Here is a 21,778-nt window from a genome sequence, read left to right on the forward strand (position 1 = left end):
CGAGCTCCCCCACCTCGCTCCGCGCATACGATGTCACCGGTGACCGACTCCACCCCTTTGCCGGCGGCCGAGCTGCGGACCGAGCGCCTCCTGCTGCGGCCCTGGCGCCCCGCCGACCGAGAGCCCTTCGCGGAGCTCAACGCCGATCCCGAGGTCATGGAACACTTCCCCGCCACGCTCAGCCGCGAGCAGAGCGACGCGTTCGCAGCCGCCGGCGACGAGCTGATCGCCCGGCAGGGCTGGGGACGCTGGGCGCTGGAGCGGCTGGACACCGGCGAGTTCATCGGCTTCACCGGCCTGCACCAGCCGTCGTTCGAGGCCCCCTTCATGCCGGCGACGGAGATCGCCTGGCGGCTCAACCGCAGGTCGTGGGGGCACGGCTACGCGAGCGAGGCGGCCACCGCGGCGCTCGGCTTCGCCTTCGACCGGCTCGGCCTGGCGGAGGTGGTCTCCTTCACGGCCACGGTCAATACCCGCTCCAGCGCCGTCATGCGCCGCCTCGGGATGGTCCACGACCCCGGCGGGGACTTCGACCACCCCGTCCTGCCGCCCGGCCACCGGCTGCGCCGCCACATGTTGTACCGCCTCACCGCGGAGGACTGGCGGCGGACGAGGCACTGACCAGCGGCCCGCCCCGGCGTCCCGTCCCCCACCCAGGCCCAGCGACTCGCCCCGGCGTCCCGTCAGCCGTCCCGGCCCAGCAGGCGGAAGGGCACGTTCTTCTCCTGCCCCAGGACCTCGGCCCGCGTGCCGTACGCGGTGACCGTGGCCGGTGGCGCCTTCAGGGTGGTGACCCGCCTGGCGGACGCGCCGGGGATCGATCCCGTCAGCACCCGGGCGATGAAGAAGCCGCCGGCCACGCGCGCCTCGGCACGCCGGCCGTCCGCCCAGCCGACCTCGACCCGGCGCACGTCCGCCTTGACCCGGCCGGCCACGACGCGGTAGACGTCCTCCTTCCCGGCCCGCTCCGGCTGGGCGTGCAGGGTGTAGGCGTCCACCTGAAGGGCGGCCGGGAAGCCGGTCAGGTCTCCCGGAGCCTCGAACCCCCAGTACGTGAAGATCGCCGGTTCCGTCTCCGTGCACAGGACGAAGCCCTTCCTGCTGCCGACCAGGGCGGTGGACCCGCCCTGGTCCCGGTACTCCACCAGCAGCCGGAAGTCCTCGGCCGTGCCGTGCTCGGGCAGGCGCCGGGTGCCGTTCACGCCGCTGCGAGGCCCTCCGCCGGGCATGCACGCCCGGACGGCCCGCGCCTGCTCAGGGCTGTTGTACGGCAGGCGGTCCACCTCCGCCCCGGTGACCTGACCGGCGCCTCGGGGCGTCGCGACGATCGACGGGGCGACCACCGAGGCGATCACAGAGGCCGCCGCGACGAGCCCGGCGGCCGACCACGACGCTCGCCGTCGCCGCCGGGCGGCGATCCGGGCCTGTCCGGCGCAGGCGAGCGCGTCCACGGGCCTGGCCTCGTCGGCCATCAGGCGCAGCTCCGCCGCGATCCGGCTCTCGTCGGTGTTCATTTCAGGCCCTCCAGGGTGACGGTGTCGCTGATCAGCTCGCGCAGCCGGACGATGGCTTGGTGCGTCTGGCTGCGCACGGTCCCCACCGAGCAGCCCATGATCGCGGCGACCTCCGACTCCGGCAGGTCCTCGTAGTAACGCAGCACCAGGACCGCCCTCTTGCGCGCCGGCAGGACCCGCAGCGCCTTGGCGAGGGTGAGGCGCGTCTCGACCTCGTCCGTCCGGTCGTCCGCCGCCCGCTCGGGAGGCTCCAGGACCAGCCGTTCGCGGGACCAGCGCGGACTTCGCCAGCGGCCGACCTGCTCGTGGTACATGACCTTGCGCACGTACGCCTCGGGACTGTCGCGGATCCGCCGCCAGTGCCCGGCGGTCCTGGCCAGCGCCGTCTGGAGCAGGTCCTCGGCGGCGTGCTGGTCGCCGGTCAGGAGGTAGGCGAGCCTGATCAGCCGGTCGGAGCGCGCGACGACGAACTCGGTGAAGTCTCGCTGCGGGTCGGGATGCAAAGGATCTCCTCGGATGTCTCACCTCCCTAGATGCGGACGATCCCGCGGATCTATGGCGCGTTCCCCGTCAGGAAATGCCGCGAAATTCCGGACATGGACGTAGATGAACGATGATCCAGCTAAGGAGACCGGATGAGAGCCGATCCCGGCACCCGGTTCGTGGAAGTCTACGAATCCACTTATGAACCCATACTCGGGTACGTCCTGCGCCGCTGCCCGCACCCGGAGGACGCCGCCGACGTCGTGGCCGAGACGTTCACCACGGCCTGGCGGCGGATAGAGGAGCTGCCCGAGGGCGACGAGGCCAGGCTGTGGCTGTACGGGGTGGCGCGCCGCGTGCTCGCCAACCACCGGCGCGGCGAACGACGCCACGAGCAGCGTACGGCGGCCCTGCGCGACCGCCTCACCGCCTCCCCGCGCTGGCCCGCCCACCGGAGGACGAGATCTCGCAGATGGGACGGGTCTTCCGCGAGCTGACCGACGACGACAGAGAACTGCTCTCCCTGGTCGCCTGGGAGAGGCTCGACCACGGGCAGATCGCCCGCATGCTCGGCATCTCCCGCAACGCGGTACGGATCCGGCTGTACCGCGCCCGCAGACGTTTCGCCCGCGGCCTGGCAAAGGCCGGGATCGACCACCCGCGCGCCGTCGCCCTGGAAGGAAGCTCGCTGTGAACCTCACCGATCTCGCCCGCGTCCGCGACCAGGACCTCGCCCGGGGAGGCCGCCGCCCCTGAGGCCCGGGAGCTCATGCACGCGATCATGTCGGACGAGCGGCAGCCCGTGGCGGCCCGGCCCCGCCGACGGGCGCGCCGGGGGCTGGTCCTCGGACTGGCGGCCACCGCGACGGCCGCCGCGATCGCCGTCGGCACCGGCCTGACCGGCGGCCCGGCCACCAGTTACGCCAACGCGGCCGTCTCCATCAAGAAGGCCGACACGTACTTCAGTGTGAACATCACCGACCCCACCGCCGACCGCCACCGGTTCGAGGAGGCGTTCCGGGCGGTCGGGCTGAACGTCAGCGTCAAGATGGTGCCGGTGGCGCCGTCCGAGGTGGGGGAGCTGATCGGCTCGATCGTCCCGGGCGGCTTCAAGTGGCACGGCAGCATCGGCGCCCAGGGGATCGAGCCGTGCCCGTCGGTGTCCTGCGCGAAGGTGTGGATGCCCGCCGACTTCCCTGGCCGGGTGGTGTTCGGCGTCGGCCGTCCCGCCAGACCGGGCGAGGCGTACGTGGACCTGGGTCCGGTCGACCCGGAGGGCGAAGAGGCCCTGCCCGGCTACACCAGCCACGGCAGAACGGTCGCCGACGTACGGGCCGAGCTCGACCGCCGCGGGCTGAAGGCCGGCTACCGGTTGTTGTGGCTGGACAAGCAGGCCGACGGGAGCTCCTCCTGGTTCGACGAGGCCGTCCCGCGGAGCCGCGTCAAGGACGGCTGGACGGTGGCCTCCACCCGCTTCCGCAGCTCCGACACCGTGGACCTGTACGTGACCCCCGGCCCGGACGCCGGCCCCCGGCCGACCCCCCACCCGGTCCCCCAGTGGTACGACCAGCCGGACTGACCCCACCGCCGCCGGGACCTCCGCCGGCTCTCAGCGCTTGTTGACGCGGATGGAGATGATCGTGCCGGGCGGGATGGTGGCCGAGGAGACCTGGCCGGGCGAGACCCAGGGGCCGACGTTGTAGACGTACCCGACACTGGGGTTGACGTGCAGGACGGTGCTCGCGGTGCAGCCGTCGGGGACGGCGTGCGCGGCCGGGGCGAAGGAACATAGCCGCCCCTGCCCGCACGTCAACCCCGGCGGACAACCCCCCAGACCGAGACGGCCCGGACATGCGAAACGGCCCCTACCATGCGACGTGGAACCGCAGGTAGAGGCCGTTTTCTCTCAAGCAGACATCTTCTTCTTGAGGGACTGTAAGCCCCTTTCACCGACCTGCGAAATCATGACCGACCATGACTCTGACCTGGGCAAACACCGTCATCGCCGATCAACGTCTGTCATCGTCGACCCACCTCGCACGGCCCAGAGACGGCCCAGGAATGGCGCCACACCCGAACCAGCCCACGATGCCCCTCACGATCATGGGGATCGAGTGAAACCGGTTTCCGACATGACGCCGGTAGGCGGGTCACCTTCACGGAGGCGTGGGGATCGGGACAGGGCTGGCTGCACGAACATTCGTTTCTGCGGGTCGCCCCACGGGTGTGGGGATCGGTGAGGCTCCGACATCAAGCTCGACTGCCAGACCGGGCCACCCTCACGTGGGGGTGATCCGGTGAGCCGTAGGCCGCCGGCCTCCGGGTGCGACCGGTCCCCACGCCCGTGGGGGTGATCCGTCGTCGAGGTAGAGGATGTCGCACTCCGTGGCCCGGTCCCCACGCCCGTGGGGGTGATCCGCAGAGGCGGGTAAACCCCAGCGTGTACACGACATCGACTGCAGCCTCATACAGTTTCCAAACGTGGAAATACTTACGGGTCATGTTTCGCAGAATCCGCAAAACCAGCACTTTTATACGGACCGCAAGTCAGCCGCACATCAGATCGCATCTCCAGCGGAGATCTCGACCCACATAATTCCTCAGAATTTCGCAGAACGACCATGCAGGCATCGTCGTCCGTCTTGCCGTGGAGCAGTTTACGAGGGTGGGCGTCAAGCCTGACCCAGCCGGATTTCGGCCAATGGACGCCAGTCCCACACCGTCTCCGGGCCGTCCTGATTGACGATGTGAATGCTCCGGACGGTGACGTTGCGCTCGGGAAGCTGTTTACCGAGCGCTTCGATGATGGGAGCTGCTGGGCCATCAGCGCTGCTGTAGGCAACAGTGACGTGCGGTACCCATGCTGCATGAGCAAGAGCGCCATCGCGGCCGGTGGCCGCCCGTGTGGCGAACTTGGCTGCTTCCAACAGGGGCCTAAGACGGTCCGCCGGCCGCGCTTCCAGGACCACCGCCTCCGGGTGGTAGAGCACACGCCCCAGCGAGACAGTGATGGGCGCGATCCGGGAGAGTTGAGTCGTGGCCTCCTCAGCCATCACGTTCACCTGATGATCAGTGATCTCGTGTGAGTAGCCGGCGACCAACGTGGTGAGGTGGATGAACTTCTGCGGCACCAGATCGAGGCCGGGCAGGCCGGCCAGGCGGTCGTGAGCCTCTTGGACGATGGCCCGTGCTTCGGGGTCCTCTCCCAGGAGGACGTGCCAGTAGAGCTGGCCCTGGCCTGGCGGCAGCATGAGCGCTCGTCGCTTCTCCCAGCGGTTCACCATCCGCGTCGGCAACGGGCTCACGCATCCTCCTCGACAGGGGCGGGCAGAGCCCGAGCGGAGTTGAACGTCTTGATCTGCTCGCGCAGCGTGGTCACCATATCCGAGCCGCGGAACCGAGGAGCGGCCAATCGAGCATCCATCCGCACCAGGTAGTTGGTGATCGTGGACAGTCGGTGTTCGGGCGGCAGGGACAGGGCCGGCGTCACCTGTTCGGCGGCGGCGTCCAGGTCCTCCATCATCACGTACGCGATGCCGGCGCCGAAGCGGACTTGTGCCCAGGTGCCGGCCACCCAGGGAGCGCCGTTGGCCCATGCGTCGTCGGCCGCCACTGCCGCCTGCAATGCCGCGGCATGGTCGCTTGCCTGCAGCGCCACCGACAGGGCGTACAGTGCCCGCCTTGGCGCAGGGCACGACCAGGGCGTCACGCCGGAGTCGCTGGCCACGGAGCCGGCTGCCTCGTCCGCTCGGTGAAGTGCTTCTCGGGCTCGGTCGAAGTCGCCGAGCAGGCTTGCGGCGTTCGCCTCCTGGCTGGCCAGGAGCACCCGCAGGGGCGTGGGCGGGCTGCATTCGTAGCCGCGTCTGGCCGCGTCGGCAGAGACGGCGTACCGGCATCGCCACCGCTCGGTCTTGGCCTGGGCGCTCAACGCCGCCGCCTCGCTCGCGCCGGCCTCTTGAGCGGACAGGAGGGCGGCCCTGCCGTGGACGATGGCCGATTCGTCGTCGTACAGGTCGCCCAGCAGGATGCAGGCGTGGGCGAGGAGTTCGGCGTCGATCCGGAACAGCTCGCGCGTCTGGTGAAGCCGCTGCTTGCCAGCCCGCAGGAGCGCCAGCACTCGCCGGTGCAGGCGCAGCACATCGGCAAGCAGTGGCGCGGGTGCGATCTGGGTGTGGCGCTGCGTCAGGTGGTAGCGGGTCTCGTCAATCATGGCGATGGCGCTGTTGCCGACGTTGGTCTGCTCGATCCAGGCTGTGTGCTCGATCAGGTCACCGCTCGTCGGCAGCGTCCCCACCAACTCGCCGTCATGGTCGAAGAGGACGGCCTCGTCCATGCCGAACACGCGGCAGTACAGCAAGGGGTAGGGGTCCTTCGGGCGGCTGTTGCCCGCCTCGTGGTCTTTGATTCTGCGAACCACCGACTCGAACTCGGGCAAGGCGATCTCCTCGCCCGCCGCCAGGAACAGGTGTCTGGCCAGTTGTTTCTGTGACCAGCCGCGCTGACGTCGCTCATCACGAATGCGTTCGGCCCACCGGGGAGTTCTGGGCTGTTGCAGCATGCCGTCGCACCTCACCACCGAGTTGGGGGACACGGTCGCCGCCCCCAGTGTCCCCCAATCACATCTGTCTACGCGTCGTTACTCAGCGTTGTGATGGATTCGTGTACTGGGACACGAATCACCTAGACGCCGACACCAAAGCCGGGCTGGACGAGCTGTTGAGGGCCACTGCCCAAAGCGTTCGCCAAGCCTCCGCACTGGCGGCGCTCATACAGGACTTGCGGGACCGCCAGCTCTCCGTACTGCGCGACACCTATCCGGCCTGGGACATCTCCCTGGAGCTCGACTCCACGGAGAGGCTGTGGTGGACCGCCGTGCCGAACCGGTCTCTGACCGTCGAGCTGGTGGCGGAGGGGGTCATGCGCATCGTCAGGCGCGAGGACGCGATCGCACTCGCGGCGGCCTTGGCCTGGCAGTCGACTCTGATCGGCAACGTCGAGAACGCTGCAGGACCTCCGCACATCCATCCGGCTCGCCATTTGCAGGGGCGGCTGGCATGACGTCGACGTTTGAGCAGGCATGTGAGCTTGATCTGCGCGGTGCGTTCAGGCGCTTCTACGTCTGGTGCGACAACGCGGGTCTATGGCATGCGAGGCCGCTGCCCAAGCTGACGGCCGGCGAAGTCGCTTACGGCGTCCTGCGGGAGCTGGTCGCCGACTCGCCCCTGCAACTCGCCTACAGGTGCACCTGGCAGCGGAGCCGTCGCAAGGTCTACCGGTACGTGAGGCAGTACGGCGCAGGGGAACCGGAGCATGACCCAGCCTCCTGACGAGCCCGTACCTAAGTGGGAGCCGTACCTGCGTCCTCCGAGGGACCGCATCCGGATCACAGAGACCTCATGTTGCGGCGCTCTTGAGTGGGCCTGCCAGGGCGGCCAATTTCTGATCCTCCGGCGCACCTCTACAGGCCAGTACGAGGAAACGGCCAGGGGGCTGTACCGGCAGGCGCGGTCCGTCTGGGAGGCGCTGCTCATCCTTCACCAGGACGAGCACAAGCGGAAGGTTCGGGCTCGGATGGCTGCTCGTCCCAAGCAGCGTGGCCGGGCGCTTCCGGGGAAGGCCACGTGAACCGCCACCAGAGCAACCCCCTTGGAAAAGAGAGCTGATCCAATCTGCGGTGTTCCGCGGCAAAGTGCGAGCCGCCATGGCCGCGAGGGCCAGCGAGGGGTCATGGGCTTGGATGCTGGGATACAGGGTTCTGCGGATTGCGCGGCAAGCCCGACAAGATCGACGCCTGCCCACCAGCGTGAACAAGCCGGTTCTGTACGGCGTCCCCTCGCTGCGCGTAGGGAAGACCAAGGGGTGACATGGTCCGTGAAGCTTCGCCAGTGGACATGTCCCCCGCCCTACCCTAGAGACACTATGCCTCGGCGAGGGAGCGCGATGAGCAACGCGAAGGACGCCCGTATCTACGTCCGAATTGCAGAGGACATCCGCAATCGCATCCTCCAAGGTGACCTGCCGGCCGGTGCCATGCTGCCCTCCGAATCCACCCTCGCCAGCACGTACGGCGTGGCGAGAGGGACCGTACGTCAGGCGGTCGCAGAGCTGGAGCGCTCGGGGTTGGTGGCCAGCGAGGCCGGCCGCGGCCGGCGCGTGAAGAGCGAAGACCCCGCCTCCCCCGTGCAGCAACGACACAGTACGAATCGATCGCCGAGACGCTCCGAGGGCGCATCGAGAACGGCGAGCTGGTGCCTGGCCAGCAGTTGCCCGGAGAGGCCGCAACAGCGGAGGAGTTCGGGGTGTCGAAGGGCACGGCCCGCCAGGCGCTGCAACTCCTGGCCGACGAACGGCTCATCACAGCCGTCCACGGCAAGGGCTGGTTCGTCGGCGGCCCCGAGCACGCGCGAACCCGAGCCGACGCGGTCGCCGCCGATTTCCGGCAGGACATCTCCACAGGCAAGCTCGCTGTGGGGTCCGTCCTGCCCGGAGAGAATGCACTCGCCCAAGAACGCGGCGTCGGCCGCATCACCATCAGGCGCGCCTTCGCGCTGCTGGAAGCGGACGGAGTCATCGAGAAAAGGCCCGGCATGGGCCGCGTCGTCAAATCACGAGCCGAAGGTGACACGTGACCGTATCTCAGACGCCCTCGATCCCCTTCACCACCACCGAAGCACTGGCGACCCTGCACGAGACCTGCGAGAGCACAGGACTGGCCAGCCAGGACGCCCGTCTGATCGGCCTCGGCGAGAACGCTCTGTTCGCACTCCCCGCCGAGCAGGTGGTCGTGAGGATCGCGCGCAGCGTCGAGGTGCTGGACGACGTACACAAGGAAGTAGCCGTCTCGGCCTGGCTGAACGACTCCGGGATACCGGCGGCGAGAACGACGGCGCACGACCAACCGCTCATCGTCAGAGGCCACCCGGTAACGCTCTGGCACCTCATCCCCGACAGCGGTTCGCCCGCGACCCTCGACGACCTGGCCGGCGTCCTGCGCGAACTCCTTTCCCCACCTCGGCCCACGACCGCTCGGGTCCTTCCAACCAGGGCACATCCGGGAGTGGGTCAAGCAGCTCGAAGAGAAGGGCGTGCGCGGCTCGTACGCCAGGACCATCTACTCCAACGTCCGCGCGGTGCTGAGCGCGGCCGTGGACGACGGCCATCTCGCCCGTAATCCCTGCTCAGCGCGTTCTGTGCGGACTCCCAGCGTCGAGACGAAGCGGGGTGGTGCCATGATCGGCCGAAAGGGTTCTCGCGGTGCGTGACGCGCTCCCTGAGCGGTTTCGGGCCATGGTGGATATGGGCGGCGGTTGCGGGCTGCGGCAGGGCGAGATCTTCGCCGTCGACGTGGACGCGCTCGACTTCGACTCGTACGTGCTTCATGTCGTCCAGCAGCTCAAGTACAGCGAGTACCGTCTCGTCCTCGCCCCGCCGAAGGGCGGCAAGCTCCGGGACGTTCCCCTGCCGGGGCCAGTCGCCGACGCGATCAGGGGACACATGGAGCGCTTCCCGCCGGTCGAGATCACTCTTCCCTGGGGAAACGCGAACGGCCCGCTGGTCACCAGGCGTCTGCTCTTCACGCAGACAACCGGAGAAGTCGTGCGCCGGCCGAGCTTCAACAACGTCCACTGGAAGACGGCCCTCGTACGAGCCGGTGTCATCCCGAAGCGCAAGCGCGGCGAACCGCACCAGGCCGCACGCGAGCACGGCATGCACGCCCTGCGGCACTTCTACGCCTCAGTACTCCTGGACGCCGGCGAGAACATCAAGGCCCTCAGCGAGTACCTCGGGCACCACGATCCGGGTTTCACCCTGCGGACCTACACCCACCTCATGCCGAGCAGCCAGGACCGGACACGGAACGCCGTGGCCGCCGTGTACGCGTCCGGCCCGAAGCTGTGACGGACCCAGAGACGGCCCAGGGCCGTGAAACGGCCTCTACCTAGCAGCATCGCCGCAGGTAGAGGCCGCTTTTTCTCAAGCAGACATCTTCTTCTTGAGGTTCTCGTCCAGGGCGGCCAGGAAGTCCTGGGTGGTGAGCCACTTGGCGTCGCCGCCGACCAGCAGGGCGAGGTCCTTGGTCATCTGACCGCCCTCGACGGTCTCGATGCAGACCTGCTCCAGCTTGTCGGCGAACTCCGTCACGGCGGGGGTGTTGTCCAGCTTGCCGCGGTGGGCCAGGCCACGCGTCCACGCGAAGATCGAGGCGATCGGGTTCGTGGAGGTGGGGTTGCCCTTCTGGTGCTCGCGGTAGTGGCGGGTCACGGTGCCGTGGGCGGCCTCGGCCTCGACGGTCCGGCCGTCGGGGGTCATGAGGACGGAGGTCATCAGGCCGAGCGAGCCGAAGCCCTGCGCGACGGTGTCGGACTGCACGTCGCCGTCGTAGTTCTTGGCGGCCCAGACGTAGCCGCCCTCCCACTTGAGCGCCGCGGCGACCATGTCGTCGATGAGGCGGTGCTCGTAGGTGAGCCCGGCCTTCTCGAAGTCGGCCTTGAACTCGGTCTCGAAGACCTCGGCGAAGATGTCCTTGAAGCGGCCGTCGTACGCCTTGAGGATGGTGTTCTTCGTCGACAGGTAGACCGGGTAGTTGCGGGCCAGGCCGTAGCGCATGGAGGCGCGGGCGAAGTCGCGGATCGACTCGTCGAGGTTGTACATCGCCATGGCGACGCCGCCGCCCGGGAAGTCGTACACGTCGAGCTCGATGGGCTCGGAGCCGTCCTTCGGCGTGTACGTGAGGGTCAGGGTGCCCTCGCCGGGGATGACCAGGTCGGTGGCGCGGTACTGGTCGCCGAAGGCGTGACGGCCGACGACGATCGGCTTGGTCCAGCCGGGCACGAGCCGCGGCACGTTCGACATGATGATCGGCTCACGGAAGATCACGCCGCCGAGGATGTTGCGGATGGTCCCGTTCGGGGACTTCCACATCTTCTTGAGCCCGAACTCCTCGACCCGCGCCTCGTCGGGGGTGATGGTGGCGCACTTCACACCGACGCCGTACTTCTTGATGGCGTTGGCGGCGTCGATGGTGACCTGGTCGTCCGTCGAGTCCCGGTACTCGATCCCCAGGTCGTAGTACTTCAGGTCGACGTCGAGGTAGGGAAGGATCAGCTGGTCCTTGATGAACTGCCAGATGATCCGGGTCATCTCGTCGCCGTCGAGCTCGACGACCGGACCCTCCACCTTGATCTTGGGCATGCGAATGGTTCCCCTTCAATGAATGGATGCGTTGAGGCTATCGGACCGTCCCGTCAACCGGCCAAAAGGGACAGCAGCCAGGCCTTGAACGCGTTGTTGTACAGCGCGAGCGAGGTCAGGGCCATGAGGAAGCCGAACGCGATCAGCGTGATGACGTCCGTCTTCTTGTCGCGGACGGCCAGTTGCCCGTCGAACCCGGCGAACCGGAGCGCGGCGGCGACCATCAGCACGCCGCCCAGCGCGAACCCGCCCCAGCGCGGGTCCACCAACAGGATCACGAGCACGGCGGCGACCGCTCCCGCCACGATCAGCGGGAACGGTCCCCAGCGTTCACGTTCGTTCTCTCGGCTCAACGCTCTTCTATTGGCTTCCACTTCTGATCGCGCTCGCCAATGTATTCACTGTCGGGCCGGATCAGCCTGTTGTCGGCATGCTGCTCGATCACGTGCGCGGTCCAGCCGGACATGCGGCTGATCGAGAAGACGGGGGTGAACAGGTCCGTCGGAATGCCAAGGTAGTGGTAGACCGACGCCGCGTAGAAATCGACGTTCGGATAGAGGCCCTTCGTCTCGAAGACGACCTCTTCCATCTCCTTCGACATCCGGTAGTAGGTGTCGTCGCCGGCGGCCTCGGCCAGCTCGGCGGACATGCGGCGCAGGTGCGTCGCGCGCGGGTCCTCGGTCTTGTAGACGCGGTGGCCGAAGCCCATGATCTTCTCGCCCGCGGCGAGCTTGTCGCGCACGGCCTGGGCCACCCCGCCCGGCGGGATCGACTCCAGGGTCTTCATGACCTGCTCGTTCGCGCCGCCGTGCAGCGGGCCCTTGAGCGTGCCGATGGCCGCGACGATGGCCGAGTGCATGTCCGACAGGGTCGCGGCGCAGACGCGGGCGGCGAACGTCGAGGCGTTCATCGTGTGGTCGGCGTGCAGCACCAGGCACTCGTCGAAGATCTCGACCGCACGCCGCTCGGGGGCGCGTCCGGTGACCTGGAGCAGGAAGTTGCCGGCGATGCTGAGCTCGGGGTCGGCCTCGGGGACCGCGCCGCCGGTGCGCGCGGCGTGGTAGCGGGCGACCAGCACGGGCTGCTGCGCGGTCAGGCGGGCCGCCTTGCGCAGGTTCGCGTCGGGGGCGGTGGAGTCCTTGTCGGGGTCGTCGGCGCCGGACAGTGAGACGAGGGAGCGGAGCGCCTCCATGGGTTTCTGCTTCTCGGCGATCTCCGCCACGTTCGCGGCGACCAGCGCGCCCAGCTCCCTGCCCTGGGCCAGGTCGGCGCCGTACGCCTCCAGCTGGGCCCGGTCGGGCAGCCTGCCGTGCTGCAGCAGGTACGCGGTCTCCTCGAACGTCGCACGGCCGGCCAGGTCGTGGATGTCGTATCCACGGTAGAAGAGGCGACCGGCCTTGCCGTCGATGTCGCTCAGCGCTGTGGACGCGGCGACGACATCGGCCAGGCCTTTCGTGGGCTTGTCCGCCATGAGTGTTTCCTCCGCTTATCTTCCTCCGAAGTCTACCCGTGAGCAGGTAAAACCGTCCGCAGAGGTCCAGACCAATTTCACGTGCGATTCTCCTTTCGGCAAAGGAGATTCCGCATCCCCTCGGTTGGGTAAGCCGGAGCTGTAGTAATAGTTACGGCGGGCTACCTGGGGAGGAACTGCCGTGGAGGGGCCGTTCATACGCATCGAGGACACCGGCGACGTGGTCCCGTTGCGCCCCGAGATCACGACGGTCGGGAGAGGCCGGGGTGTGGACATCCGGCTCACCGACCCCAGTGTGTCTCGACTCCATGCCGAGTTCGTCAGACGAGGACCCTACCTGTACGTCGTTGACCTGGGCCTGTCCCGCAACGGCACACGGGTGAACGGCAGGCCGATCGCCCGGAGGGTCCTTGACGACGGAGACGTCGTCTCGTTCGGCGCGGCGCGGGGTCGCATCGGTGGAGTCCCCCGTGAGGACTTCACCCCCGAGGTCGAGCTGCGCAGGGCGGCGGCGCCCGAGCTGACCAGGCGCGAGGTCGATGTGCTGACCTCGCTCTGCAGGCCGGCGCTGTCCGACGAGGCGTTCGTCGCTCCGGCGACGGCGCGCGAGATCGCCGACGACCTGGTCGTGACCGAAGCCGCGGTCAAGCAGCACCTGCTGCGGCTGTACCAGAAGTTCAGGATTCCTGAGGGCACCAACCGCCGCACGCGCCTCGCCAACGAGGTCGTCGCGCTCGGGCTGGTGCGCCCGACCCCTGTGGTGCCACCACAGCGGTCGGCGGGCGCCACGGCTGAGCAGCAGCCGTCGGCGGCCGGTAGGAGGGCTTCCTAGAGGGAGCCAGATCGCGACCGGGGCTTCGGCGAGGGGTTCCGGCAGCGTCGGACCCATCGAGAGATCACCGCGTTCATCCCTGCTGGGCGCGGAACGGGCGACGGCGGGCGACCGCGGGCCGACAGGCCGGTGGCGCGCGCCGTGCTCGACGCCGGTCAGGGAACGTGCCGGCGACGCGCGCTGGTGAGCCATGCGCTCGTCGCCGGAGGTCAGCGTTCCTTCACCGGTGTCGTTCAGATCACCCGGAAACCGTGGCTGGGCTTGCTGGTCCTGTTGGCCCGGTCGACGGCGACCGCGTAGTAGTGGTCGCCGCGCTTGCCGTCGGGGTCCGTCCAGCGGATCTGGCGGTCGGCGGGCACGACGGCGACCAGGTTGCGCGCGTCGGCGAAGGCGTTCTGGCCGGCCTCGTCCGGGAAGCGGAAGATGGCGAACTGGAACGGCTCGTCCCGGCCGGTGGCGACCACGCGCACCTCGACGCCGCCGGTGCGGCGCAGTGCGTACGCCACCACCGGGCGGCGCGGCGGCTCGCCGTTCGCCAGGCGGGGCAGCACGGGCGCGAGCGCGGGCCGCTGGTAGTGGTCGTTGACGGCGGTCGTGATGGAGGCCAGCCGGTCCACCTTGACGTCGTTGGCGTTGTACCAGATGTCGCCGCTGATCTGGGGGTGGGCGCGGTTGAGCGTCAGGTGCCTGGACAGCTCGTCCGGCTTCTGCCACTCGGCGGCCTGGGCCGGGTCGCCCGCCTTGTAGGCCGCCTGCCCGATCCACAGCAGCGTGTTCGTGCCCGCGGCCACGTCCGACCACCACGGGACGAGCTTGGAGTAGTCGGCCGGCGGCTGCCCGATGTACCAGTAGAGCTGCGGCGCGATGTAGTCCAGCCAGCCCTTCTTGACCCAGCCGCGGGTGTCGGCGTGCAGGTTGTCGTAGGACTGGCCGCCGTTGGTCTCGGAGCCGAGCGGGTCGGTGCCCTTGTTGCGCCAGATGCCCGACGGGCTGATGCCCCAGGCGATCTCCGGCTTGGCCTGCAGGACGCGCTGCTGCATCTCGCTGACCATGAGGTCGACGTTGTTGCGCCGCCAGGAGGCCAGGTCGGGGAAGCCGGCGCCGTACTTGGCGAACGCGGCGCTGTCGTCGAAAGCAGTGGTGTTGGTCGGGTAGAAGTAGTCGTCGAAGTGCAGGCCGTCGATGTCGTAGCGGGTGATCGCGTCCATCATCGCGTCCTGGCAGAACTTGCGGACCTCGGGCATGCCCGGGTTGTAGTAGAGCTTGCCGCCGAACGGCAGGATCCAGTCGGGGTGCTTGCGGCCGGGGTGATCGGGGTGCAGCTTGCTCGGGTCGGGCTGCATCGACACGCGGTAGGGGTTGAACCAGGCGTGGAAGGCCAGGCCGCGCTTGTGGGTCTCCTCCACGGCGAACCCGAGCGGGTCGTAGCCGGGGTCCTGGCCCTGGGTGCCGGTCAGGTACTGCGACCAGGGCTCGAACGGCGACGGCCAGAACGCGTCGGCGGTCGGCCTGATCTGCACGAACACGGAGTTGAGCTTGCGCTGCACGGCCACGTCGAGCCAGGCGAGGTATTCGGCCTTCTGCTCGTCGGCGCTCAGCCCCGGCTTCGAGGGCCAGTTGATGTTGACGACGGAAGCGATCCACATGCCGCGCATCTGACGCAGCGGGGGGACGTAGTCTGCCTGGGCGAAGGCCGGCAGCGGCACGGCGGACGCGGCGGCGGCGAGAGCGAGACCCTTCAGGAGAGTCCTTCTGCTGGGCATGGGGGGTGGCCTCTCGACAATGGTTGTGTCGAGGGCGACGATGACAGAAAATTACCTTCAGATCAACAACCGTGAAGGAAAATGCCGCATGAGCGCAGAGCTGGTCCGACTTGCGATGACGGTGCTCCAGCCGGGGTTCGAAGGGACGTCGCCTCCCGACTGGCTGCGCCGCGCGCTGGGCGAGGGCCTGGGCGGCGTCATCCTGTTCGCCCGCAACTCCATCGGCGAGCAGCTCGTCCGTTCGGTGCGCGCCGAGAACCCCGGCGCGATCGTCGCGATCGACGAGGAGGGCGGCGCGGTCACCCGGCTCGAGGTGCTCGCCGGCAGCTCCTTCCCCGGCAACCGGGCGCTGGGCGTGGCCGACGACGTCGAGCTGACCGAACGGGTCGGCCGGCAGATCGGCCGGATGCTCGCCGAACTCGACATCTCCCTCGACTACGCGCCCTCCGCCGACGTGAACGCCAACCCGGAGAACCCGGTCATCGGTGTGCGCTCGTTCGGGCCCGACCCCGAGCTGGTCGCCCGGCACACCGTCGCGTACGTGGCCGGGGTGCAGGGCGCGGGCGTGGCCGCCTGCGCCAAGCACTTCCCGGGGCACGGCGACACGACCACCGACTCCCACCTGGCGCTGCCCACCGTGCACGCCTCGCGGGCGGTGCTCGACGAGCGCGACCTGCCGCCGTTCCGGGCCGCCATCGCGCACGGGGTGCGCTCGATCATGTCCGGCCACCTGCTCGTGCCCGCGCTCGACCCGTCGATGCCGGCCACGCTCAGCCACAGCGCCCTGACCGACCTGCTCAGGGGCGAGCTCGGCTTCGACGGCGTGGTGGTCACCGACGCGATCGAGATGCAGGCCGTGGCCGCCATGTTCGGCCCCGGCGAGATCGCGGTGCGCGCGCTGGCCGCCGGCGCCGACACCATCTGCGCCGGCCGGGCCGACGAGCGCAGCCTGCACGAGATGCGCGACGCCGTCGTCGAGGCGGTGCGCACGGGCCGGCTGGCGGAGGAGCGGCTGGCCGAAGCGGCCGGCCGGGTGCTCGCCCTGTCCACCTGGTACGCCGAGCGGTCCGAGCTGCGCGAGAAGGCCCGCGCCGACATCGACGAGGGCGTCGGACTGGAGGCCGCCAGGGCCGCGCTGACCACCACGGGCACCGCCGTGCTCGACCGGGGGCCGCTGGTCGTGGAGGTCAACACCCGGCTCAACCAGGCGGTCGATCCCGCCACGCCGACCGGCATCGCGGCGGCGCTGGCCGCCCGGCTGCCGAACACCGCCAGGGTGCGCCTCGACCGCGACGGCGAGCTGCCCGCCTTCGACGACCGTCCCGTGGTGCTCGTGGTGCACGACGCGGCCCGGCACCCGTGGGTGCGCGAGGCGCTGGCGCGGGCGCTGGCCGTCCGGCCCGACGCGATCGTGGTGGACACCGGCATCAGCGACGCGCCCGTCGGAGCCGCCCACCTCGCCACGCACGGCATCTCCCGCGTCTCCGCGCAGGCCGCGGCCGAATGGCTGACCCGTTGAACACCGAGCCCGCGAACCCGGTCGCCACCGTGCGGGCGGTGCTGCCGTCGCTGACCCCGGCGGCGCAGGCCATCGGGCGCATCATCCTGGACGACCCGGGGCTGGTCGTGCGGAGCACGATCACCGAGTTCAGCGCGGTGTCGGGCACCAGCGAGGCCACGATCGTGCGCACCGCGCGGGCGCTCGGCTTCGCCGGTTACTCGCAGATGCGCTTCGCGCTGGCCGCCGCCGTCGCCAAGCAGCCCGAACGCCTGGTGCCCGGCGACCTGGCCCCCGACGACCCGCTGACCGACGTGATCGCCAAGGTGGCGCGGGCGGAGTCCGACGCGCTGGCGGACACCGCGGCGCAGCTCGACCCCGACCAGCTCGGCGAGGTCGTCCAGGCCATCGCGGTGGCCCGGCGGGTGGACGTCTACGGCGTGGCGGCCTCGGGGCTGGTGGCCGCCGACATGTCGCAGAAGCTGCTGCGCATCGGCCTGTCCAGCCATCCGTTCAGCGACGCCCACCTGGCCCTGACCAGCGCGGCGCTGCTGCGGGACGGCGACGTCGCGGTGGCCATCAGCTGCAGCGGCGAGACGCCCGACGTGCTGGTCCCGGCCCGTACGGCGGCCGAGGCGGGGGCGCTGATCGTGGCCATCACCAACAACCCGCGCTCGTCGCTGGCCGACCTGGCCAGCCACACGCTGGTGTCGGCCGGCCGGGAGACCGCCTTCCGGCCCGGCGCGCTGGCCAGCCGGATCAGCCAGCTGCTGATCGTCGACTGCATCTTCGTCGGCCTGGCCCAGCGCACCTACGACCGGGCCGAGGCGGCGATCAGGGCCACCCGCGACGCGACCGACCGCTACCGCAACCGGTGACGGCGGAGACGGCGTCAGGCGCGGGTCACCGAGACCTTCGCCAGGTCGGCCTCGATGCGCGCCGCCGTGGCCAGGAGCTCCGGCAGCAGCCCCGTCCTGACCTGGTGCAGGCTGGTACGGCCGGCGTGCGTGGAGACGTTCACGGCGGCGACCGTCCGTCCGGCGTGGTCGCGTACGGGCGCGGCGAAGGACCGCAGGCCCTCCTCCAGCTCCTGGTCCGCCATCGCCCAGCCGCGCAGGCGCACCTGCTCCAGCTCGGCCCGCAGCGCGTCGGGCAGCACGACGGTCCTGGAGGTCAGCCCGCGTAACGCGGCCCGTCCCAGGTAGTCGTCCAGGTCGCCGGGCGGCAGGGCGGACGGCAGCACCCGGCCCATCGACGTGCAGTAGGCCGGGAAGCGGGTGCCGATGCTGATCGACACGCTCATGATCCGGGCGGTGGCGACGCGGGCGACGTACACGACGTCCTCGCCGTCGAGGACCGCGACCGAGGCCGACTCGTGCACCTCGGCGGCCAGGCGTTCCGGGTGGGGGCCGGCGACCTCGGGCAGCGACAGGCCGGACAGGTAGGCGTACCCCAGCTCCAGGACGCGCGGGGTGAGCGCGAACAGCCGGCCGTCGTTGCGCACGTAGCCGAGGTCGGCGAGCGTGAGGAGGAAGCGCCTGGCGGCGGCGCGGCTGAGGCCGGTCGCCCGCGCCACCTGGCTGAGCGTCAGCTCGGGCGCCGCGGCGCTGAACGCGCGGATCACCGCCAGCCCTCTGGCCAGCGACTGCACATGATCGACCATGGTGATCCGTTGACAGAAGCCGGCAAGGGCGTAGTTTCCGCCATATGGAGCTGTTCGGAGAGAGAATTCCTGTGCGCATGGCGAACACCTAGGAGCAGCCGTGCGTCGCGCTCTCATCATCCTCGCCGCCCTGCTCCTGGCCGCCTGCGGCGGCCCGCCGGGCACCACGGCGGGAGGCGGGGACCGGATCAACGCCGGACTGATCGCGATCGTCGACACCGCGCCCATCCACCTCGGCAGGGCCAAGGGCTTCTTCGCCGAGCAGGGCATCGACCTGACGATCACCCCCGTGCAGGGCGGCACGGCCGGCATCTCGGGGACGTTCGGCGGCTGCCGGTCAGCGGGGGCGAGGTGCGCGTGGCCGGCGAGCCGGTGACCGGGCCGCCGCCGCGCATGGCCGTGGTCTTCCAGGAGGCGGAGTTGGTGACCGGGTCGCCGGCGGCGGGCGGGCTGGCCGACGTGGCCGAGGCCCATCCGTGGCAGCTCTCGGGCGGCATGCGGCAGCGCGTGGCGATCGCACGGGCCGTGGCCAGCTCACCACCCGGTCGCTGCCGCGTTTCGGCGAGCTGCGCGGGCAGGTCTACCGGCGGATCAAGCAGGCGAGAGGGGCACGATGAGCACGGTGCGGGCGGCGGCGTTCGAGGTGCTGCGGCGGTACGGCCTGACGACGATCTTCGGCAACCCCGGCTCGACCGAGGTGTCGCTGCTGACCGGCCTGCCGGACGACCTCCGCTTCGTGCTCGCGCTGCACGAGGGCTCGGTCGTCGGCATGGCCACCGGCTGGGCCGTCGGGCACGCCGAGCCCGCGCTGGCCGTGCTGCACACCACGGCCGGGCTGGGCAACGCGGTGGGCGCCCTCGCCACGGCCAGGGTGAACCGGGCGCCCCTGGTCGTCCTGGTCGGGCAGCAGGACCGGCGGCACCTGGCGCTGGAGCCGTTCCTCGCCGGACGGCTGGCCGGGCTGGCCGGCGACTACCCGGTGTGGACCGACCAGCCGGTGCGGGCGCAGGACGTGCCGGGCGCGCTGGCCAGGGCCTTTCACGAGGCGGTCACGCACCGGGGCCCCGCGCTGGTCGTGGTGCCGATGGACGACTGGGACGCGCCCTTCGCCGGCGAGACCCCCGCCGCCCCGGCCCGGGTGCTGCGGCCCGCCGCCGTGCCCGACGCCGGCCTGGCGCCGCTGGTCGAGCTGCTGGCCGGGGCGCGGTCCCCGGTGATCGTGGCGGGGGCGGGGGCGTCCTGGGGGCCGCTGGTGGAGCTGGCCGAGCGGCTGGCGTGCCCGGTGTTCCAGGAGTCGTTCGGGGCGCTGGCGGGGTTCCCGCAGGACCATCCGCAGTACGCGGGGGTGCTGCCGGCCGACCGGGGGCGGCTGCGGGCCGTGCTCGCGCCGTACGACGTCGTGCTGGCCGTGGGCGCGCCGGTGTTCCGGCAGTACCCGTACGCGCCGGGGCCGCTGGTCGAGCCGGGGACGGCGGTCGCCGTGGTCACCGACGACCCGGCCGAGGCGCACCGGAGCCCGGCCGCCCTGGCCGTCCTGGCCCCGCCCGGGGTCGTCTGCGAGCGGCTGGCGGCGCTGCTGCCGGCCCGTCCCGCCGCTCCGGCGGCCGTTCCGCCGGCTCCCGCTCCCGAGGTGCCCGGCGGGGAGCCGTTGCGGCCCGCGTACGTGCTGCGCGAGCTGGCCCGGCGGCTGCCGCGCGACGTCGTGCTGCTGGAGGAGACCCCGTCGTCCCGTCCTGACCTGCACCGGCTGGTCCCGGCACGGAACCCGCTGGGCTTCGTCTCGGCTGCCATGGGCGGGCTCGGGTTCGCCGTGCCGGCCGCGGTCGGCCTGCGCATGGCGCTGCCCGGACGCCCGGTGGTCGCGGTCGTGGGCGACGGCTCGGCGCTGTACGGCGTGCACGCCCTGTGGAGCGCCGCCCACTACCGGGTGGGCGCGCTGTTCGTCGTGCTCGCCAACGGCCGCTACGCCGTCATGGACCGGCTGGCCGACCAGCACGGCGGCAAGGCCCCCTGGCCGCCGTTCCCGGAGGTGGACCTGGCGGCGCTGGCCAGGTCGCTCGGCTGCCCCGCCCGGCGGGTGGACGGCCCCGCCGAGCTGGGGGCCGTGCTCGACGAGGTGATCCCGTCGCTGGCCGCCCGCGAGGAGCCCCTGCTGCTCGACGTCACCGTGGCCGTGGACCAGGACTTCCGGCCGTGAGCCGTCACCAGGCCGGGGGGCGGCGACCGTCGTCGGCCGCGGGGTCGAAGCAGAGCTCGGGGGTGGCGTCCGGCTTGAAGACCTCGTCGAGGGCCCACCGCTCGTACGGGCGGGCGCACGGCGGCGCGCCGGCGATGGCCAGCTCGCGGGCGTCGAGGTCCATGACGACGGAGTAGACCGTGTGGCACTCCTCGGCCGGGCCGGCGTCGGGGTCGAGGTGGCGGCAGACGCCGTCGGGGAAGGAGTAGTGGTCGCGCAGGGCGGCGACGACGTGTTCGAGGCCGACCGCGCGCTCGGCGGCGGTGTCCTCCAGCAGGTGGCGCACGCGTTCTGGGCGCAGCAGGGTCAGGCCGGACCTGGCCGCCTTCATGTCCTCCACCGGCAGCTCGGCCTCGAAGTGGTTGGCGTGGGTGAGCAGGCCGTCGCGCGGCAGCAGCGCGCCGAACGCGCCCGGAGCCACCTCCAGGTCGATGGCCTCGCCTCCGGCGTCGGCGATGAGCAGGTTGCCCGAGGAGACGCGCGGCACGTCGAGCACCTTGCGGTGGGCCCGGCTCATGCGGTCGGACTGCAGCACCCCGCGCAGCAGGAAGTGGTACGGGACCCCCGCCCCCGCCTGGTCGCGGTCGGACTGCAGGCGGTTGGCGCACACCCCGAGCCCCGCCGAGTTGAGCCCCGACTTGGCGAGCATGCCCGCCTCGGCCAGCGTGAGCACCGCGAACCCCTCGGTGTCGCGGGTGGCCAGCAGGAAGGTGACCGCGCCCTGCTCGGGATGCCAGTCCCAGTTCTGGGCGAGCAGGGTGTGGCCGTCGCGGGTGTACTTGGGCAGGACGGCCAGCGCGGTGCAGCCGTCGTCGTGGTAGCCGGTGCCGTCGAGCAGCTCGGTACGGGCGTTGAGCGCCGCGATGTGCTCGACCGGCTGCCCCGCGCCCGCCGCCAGCCCCTCCAGCATGGCGGCGATGCTCGGGTCGTACGCCCTGGCCACGTCGAGGAAGGTCTGGCCCCAGCGCAGCACGTCGGCCGAGGAGAGGCCGGACTTGTCGCGGAAACGCCGCAGGTAGGTCTCGACGCTCCGCGCGACCAGGTCGGCGGTGCGGTGGCCGACCTCGGCCCCCATCTCCTCGTAGGTGCCCTCGACAGCGATGAGCGGGGTGTCCATGAATCGGCC

23 protein-coding genes and 1 pseudogene are annotated in these 21,778 nt (G+C 70.6%); 13 read left to right on the forward strand and 11 right to left on the reverse strand.

The window, feature by feature from the left end; all coding sequences use genetic code 11:
* The first annotated feature begins 39 nt into the window (after positions 1-39).
* Entirely contained in the window at positions 40-621 is a 582-nt protein-coding gene (locus tag AB0J71_RS18560; RefSeq protein ID WP_364415124.1) for a GNAT family N-acetyltransferase, read from the forward strand.
* Between the two features lie 62 nt (positions 622-683).
* Here the strand turns inward: AB0J71_RS18560 and AB0J71_RS18565 are convergent, their stop codons facing one another.
* Entirely contained in the window at positions 684-1,514 is an 831-nt protein-coding gene (locus tag AB0J71_RS18565; RefSeq protein ID WP_364415126.1) for a hypothetical protein, read from the reverse strand.
* Positions 1,511-2,017 carry a SigE family RNA polymerase sigma factor gene (locus AB0J71_RS18570; RefSeq protein WP_352325511.1) on the reverse strand — a complete coding sequence of 169 codons (507 nt, stop codon included), beginning with the start codon at positions 2,015-2,017 and terminating at the stop codon, positions 1,511-1,513. Before AB0J71_RS18570 ends, AB0J71_RS18565 begins: the two co-directional genes overlap by 4 nt.
* A 132-nt stretch (positions 2,018-2,149) precedes the next feature.
* On the opposite strand from AB0J71_RS18570, the gene AB0J71_RS18575 reads away from it, so the two are divergent.
* The 3 genes from AB0J71_RS18575 (at position 2,150) to AB0J71_RS18585 (ending at position 3,576) form a co-directional block, all read left to right on the forward strand.
* Positions 2,150-2,494, forward strand: coding sequence for a sigma-70 family RNA polymerase sigma factor (locus tag AB0J71_RS18575; RefSeq protein WP_364415128.1), 345 nt, complete (start codon positions 2,150-2,152; stop codon positions 2,492-2,494).
* Entirely contained in the window at positions 2,470-2,691 is a 222-nt protein-coding gene (locus AB0J71_RS18580; RefSeq protein ID WP_364415130.1) for a sigma factor-like helix-turn-helix DNA-binding protein, read from the forward strand. The genes AB0J71_RS18575 and AB0J71_RS18580 overlap by 25 nt, the downstream gene beginning before the upstream one ends.
* Positions 2,692-2,766: 75 nt before the next feature.
* Positions 2,767-3,576: a hypothetical protein gene (locus AB0J71_RS18585; RefSeq protein ID WP_364415132.1), complete on the forward strand. Its 810-nt coding sequence runs from the start codon at positions 2,767-2,769 to the stop codon at positions 3,574-3,576.
* A 30-nt stretch (positions 3,577-3,606) separates the two neighbouring features.
* Here the strand turns inward: AB0J71_RS18585 and AB0J71_RS18590 are convergent, their stop codons facing one another.
* The 3 genes from AB0J71_RS18590 to AB0J71_RS18600 form a co-directional block, all read right to left on the reverse strand.
* A complete protein-coding gene (locus AB0J71_RS18590; RefSeq protein WP_364415134.1) occupies positions 3,607-3,810 on the reverse strand; it encodes a hypothetical protein in 204 nt (67 codons plus the stop codon).
* 859 nt (positions 3,811-4,669) lie between these two features.
* Entirely contained in the window at positions 4,670-5,302 is a 633-nt protein-coding gene (locus AB0J71_RS18595; protein ID WP_364415136.1) for a 2'-5' RNA ligase family protein, read from the reverse strand.
* Positions 5,299-6,555 (reverse strand): hypothetical protein, encoded by a 1,257-nt coding sequence (locus tag AB0J71_RS18600; RefSeq protein WP_364415137.1) that lies wholly within the window; start codon positions 6,553-6,555, stop codon positions 5,299-5,301. The genes AB0J71_RS18595 and AB0J71_RS18600 overlap by 4 nt, the downstream gene beginning before the upstream one ends.
* 101 nt (positions 6,556-6,656) lie before the next feature.
* Between AB0J71_RS18600 and AB0J71_RS18605 the strand changes: the two genes are divergently transcribed.
* From AB0J71_RS18605 to AB0J71_RS18620, 4 genes and pseudogenes are all read left to right on the forward strand, one after another.
* Positions 6,657-7,055 carry a hypothetical protein gene (locus AB0J71_RS18605; protein ID WP_364415139.1) on the forward strand — a complete coding sequence of 133 codons (399 nt, stop codon included), beginning with the start codon at positions 6,657-6,659 and terminating at the stop codon, positions 7,053-7,055.
* Between the two features lie 882 nt (positions 7,056-7,937).
* Positions 7,938-8,141 (forward strand): annotated as a pseudogene (locus AB0J71_RS18610) (GntR family transcriptional regulator); the annotation flags it as partial.
* A 62-nt stretch (positions 8,142-8,203) separates the two neighbouring features.
* Positions 8,204-8,626 carry a GntR family transcriptional regulator gene (locus AB0J71_RS18615; RefSeq protein WP_364415239.1) on the forward strand — a complete coding sequence of 141 codons (423 nt, stop codon included), beginning with the start codon at positions 8,204-8,206 and terminating at the stop codon, positions 8,624-8,626.
* Between the two features lie 625 nt (positions 8,627-9,251).
* Positions 9,252-9,896, forward strand: coding sequence for a site-specific integrase (locus tag AB0J71_RS18620; RefSeq protein WP_364415141.1), 645 nt, complete (start codon positions 9,252-9,254; stop codon positions 9,894-9,896).
* 75 nt (positions 9,897-9,971) lie between these two features.
* Here AB0J71_RS18620 and AB0J71_RS18625 read toward each other — a convergent pair whose 3' ends face one another.
* The 3 genes from AB0J71_RS18625 to AB0J71_RS18635 are packed head-to-tail and all read right to left on the reverse strand — an operon-like array spanning position 9,972 to position 12,660.
* Complete coding sequence (locus AB0J71_RS18625) at positions 9,972-11,189, reverse strand: NADP-dependent isocitrate dehydrogenase (protein WP_364389291.1); 1,218 nt, start codon at positions 11,187-11,189, stop codon at positions 9,972-9,974.
* A gap of 53 nt (positions 11,190-11,242) precedes the next feature.
* Entirely contained in the window at positions 11,243-11,542 is a 300-nt protein-coding gene (locus tag AB0J71_RS18630) for a DUF3017 domain-containing protein (RefSeq protein WP_352328566.1), read from the reverse strand.
* Positions 11,539-12,660 carry a citrate/2-methylcitrate synthase gene (locus tag AB0J71_RS18635; RefSeq protein ID WP_358282320.1) on the reverse strand — a complete coding sequence of 374 codons (1,122 nt, stop codon included), beginning with the start codon at positions 12,658-12,660 and terminating at the stop codon, positions 11,539-11,541. The genes AB0J71_RS18630 and AB0J71_RS18635 overlap by 4 nt, the downstream gene beginning before the upstream one ends.
* Positions 12,661-12,841: 181 nt before the next feature.
* Here AB0J71_RS18635 and AB0J71_RS18640 point away from each other — a divergent pair, with 181 nt between their 5' ends.
* A complete protein-coding gene (locus tag AB0J71_RS18640; protein WP_352328563.1) occupies positions 12,842-13,492 on the forward strand; it encodes an FHA domain-containing protein in 651 nt (216 codons plus the stop codon).
* 233 nt (positions 13,493-13,725) lie between these two features.
* Here AB0J71_RS18640 and AB0J71_RS18645 read toward each other — a convergent pair whose 3' ends face one another.
* Positions 13,726-15,255: a family 10 glycosylhydrolase gene (locus AB0J71_RS18645; protein WP_364415143.1), complete on the reverse strand. Its 1,530-nt coding sequence runs from the start codon at positions 15,253-15,255 to the stop codon at positions 13,726-13,728.
* Positions 15,256-15,343: 88 nt separating this feature from the next.
* Between AB0J71_RS18645 and AB0J71_RS18650 the strand changes: the two genes are divergently transcribed.
* Together AB0J71_RS18650 and AB0J71_RS18655 are read left to right on the forward strand one after the other, a co-directional pair.
* On the forward strand, positions 15,344-16,774 hold the full coding sequence (locus AB0J71_RS18650; RefSeq protein WP_364415145.1) for a glycoside hydrolase family 3 protein: 1,431 nt from the start codon (positions 15,344-15,346) through the stop codon (positions 16,772-16,774).
* Positions 16,759-17,631 carry a MurR/RpiR family transcriptional regulator gene (locus AB0J71_RS18655; RefSeq protein WP_352328557.1) on the forward strand — a complete coding sequence of 291 codons (873 nt, stop codon included), beginning with the start codon at positions 16,759-16,761 and terminating at the stop codon, positions 17,629-17,631. Before AB0J71_RS18650 ends, AB0J71_RS18655 begins: the two co-directional genes overlap by 16 nt.
* A 14-nt stretch (positions 17,632-17,645) precedes the next feature.
* Here AB0J71_RS18655 and AB0J71_RS18660 read toward each other — a convergent pair whose 3' ends face one another.
* Entirely contained in the window at positions 17,646-18,416 is a 771-nt protein-coding gene (locus tag AB0J71_RS18660; protein WP_352328555.1) for an IclR family transcriptional regulator C-terminal domain-containing protein, read from the reverse strand.
* Positions 18,417-18,516: 100 nt separating this feature from the next.
* Between AB0J71_RS18660 and AB0J71_RS18665 the strand changes: the two genes are divergently transcribed.
* Positions 18,517-18,792 (forward strand): hypothetical protein, encoded by a 276-nt coding sequence (locus tag AB0J71_RS18665; RefSeq protein WP_364415147.1) that lies wholly within the window; start codon positions 18,517-18,519, stop codon positions 18,790-18,792.
* Between the two features lie 237 nt (positions 18,793-19,029).
* Positions 19,030-20,613: a thiamine pyrophosphate-dependent enzyme gene (locus AB0J71_RS18670; RefSeq protein WP_364415149.1), complete on the forward strand. Its 1,584-nt coding sequence runs from the start codon at positions 19,030-19,032 to the stop codon at positions 20,611-20,613.
* A gap of 4 nt (positions 20,614-20,617) precedes the next feature.
* On the opposite strand, the gene AB0J71_RS18675 is transcribed toward AB0J71_RS18670, so the two are convergent.
* Entirely contained in the window at positions 20,618-21,769 is a 1,152-nt protein-coding gene (locus AB0J71_RS18675) for a C45 family peptidase (RefSeq protein ID WP_352329178.1), read from the reverse strand.
* Positions 21,770-21,778: the final 9 nt, after the last annotated feature.

The sequence above is a fragment of the Nonomuraea sp. NPDC049637 genome (assembly GCF_040675235.1).
Lineage (GTDB): Bacteria > Actinomycetota > Actinomycetes > Streptosporangiales > Streptosporangiaceae > Nonomuraea.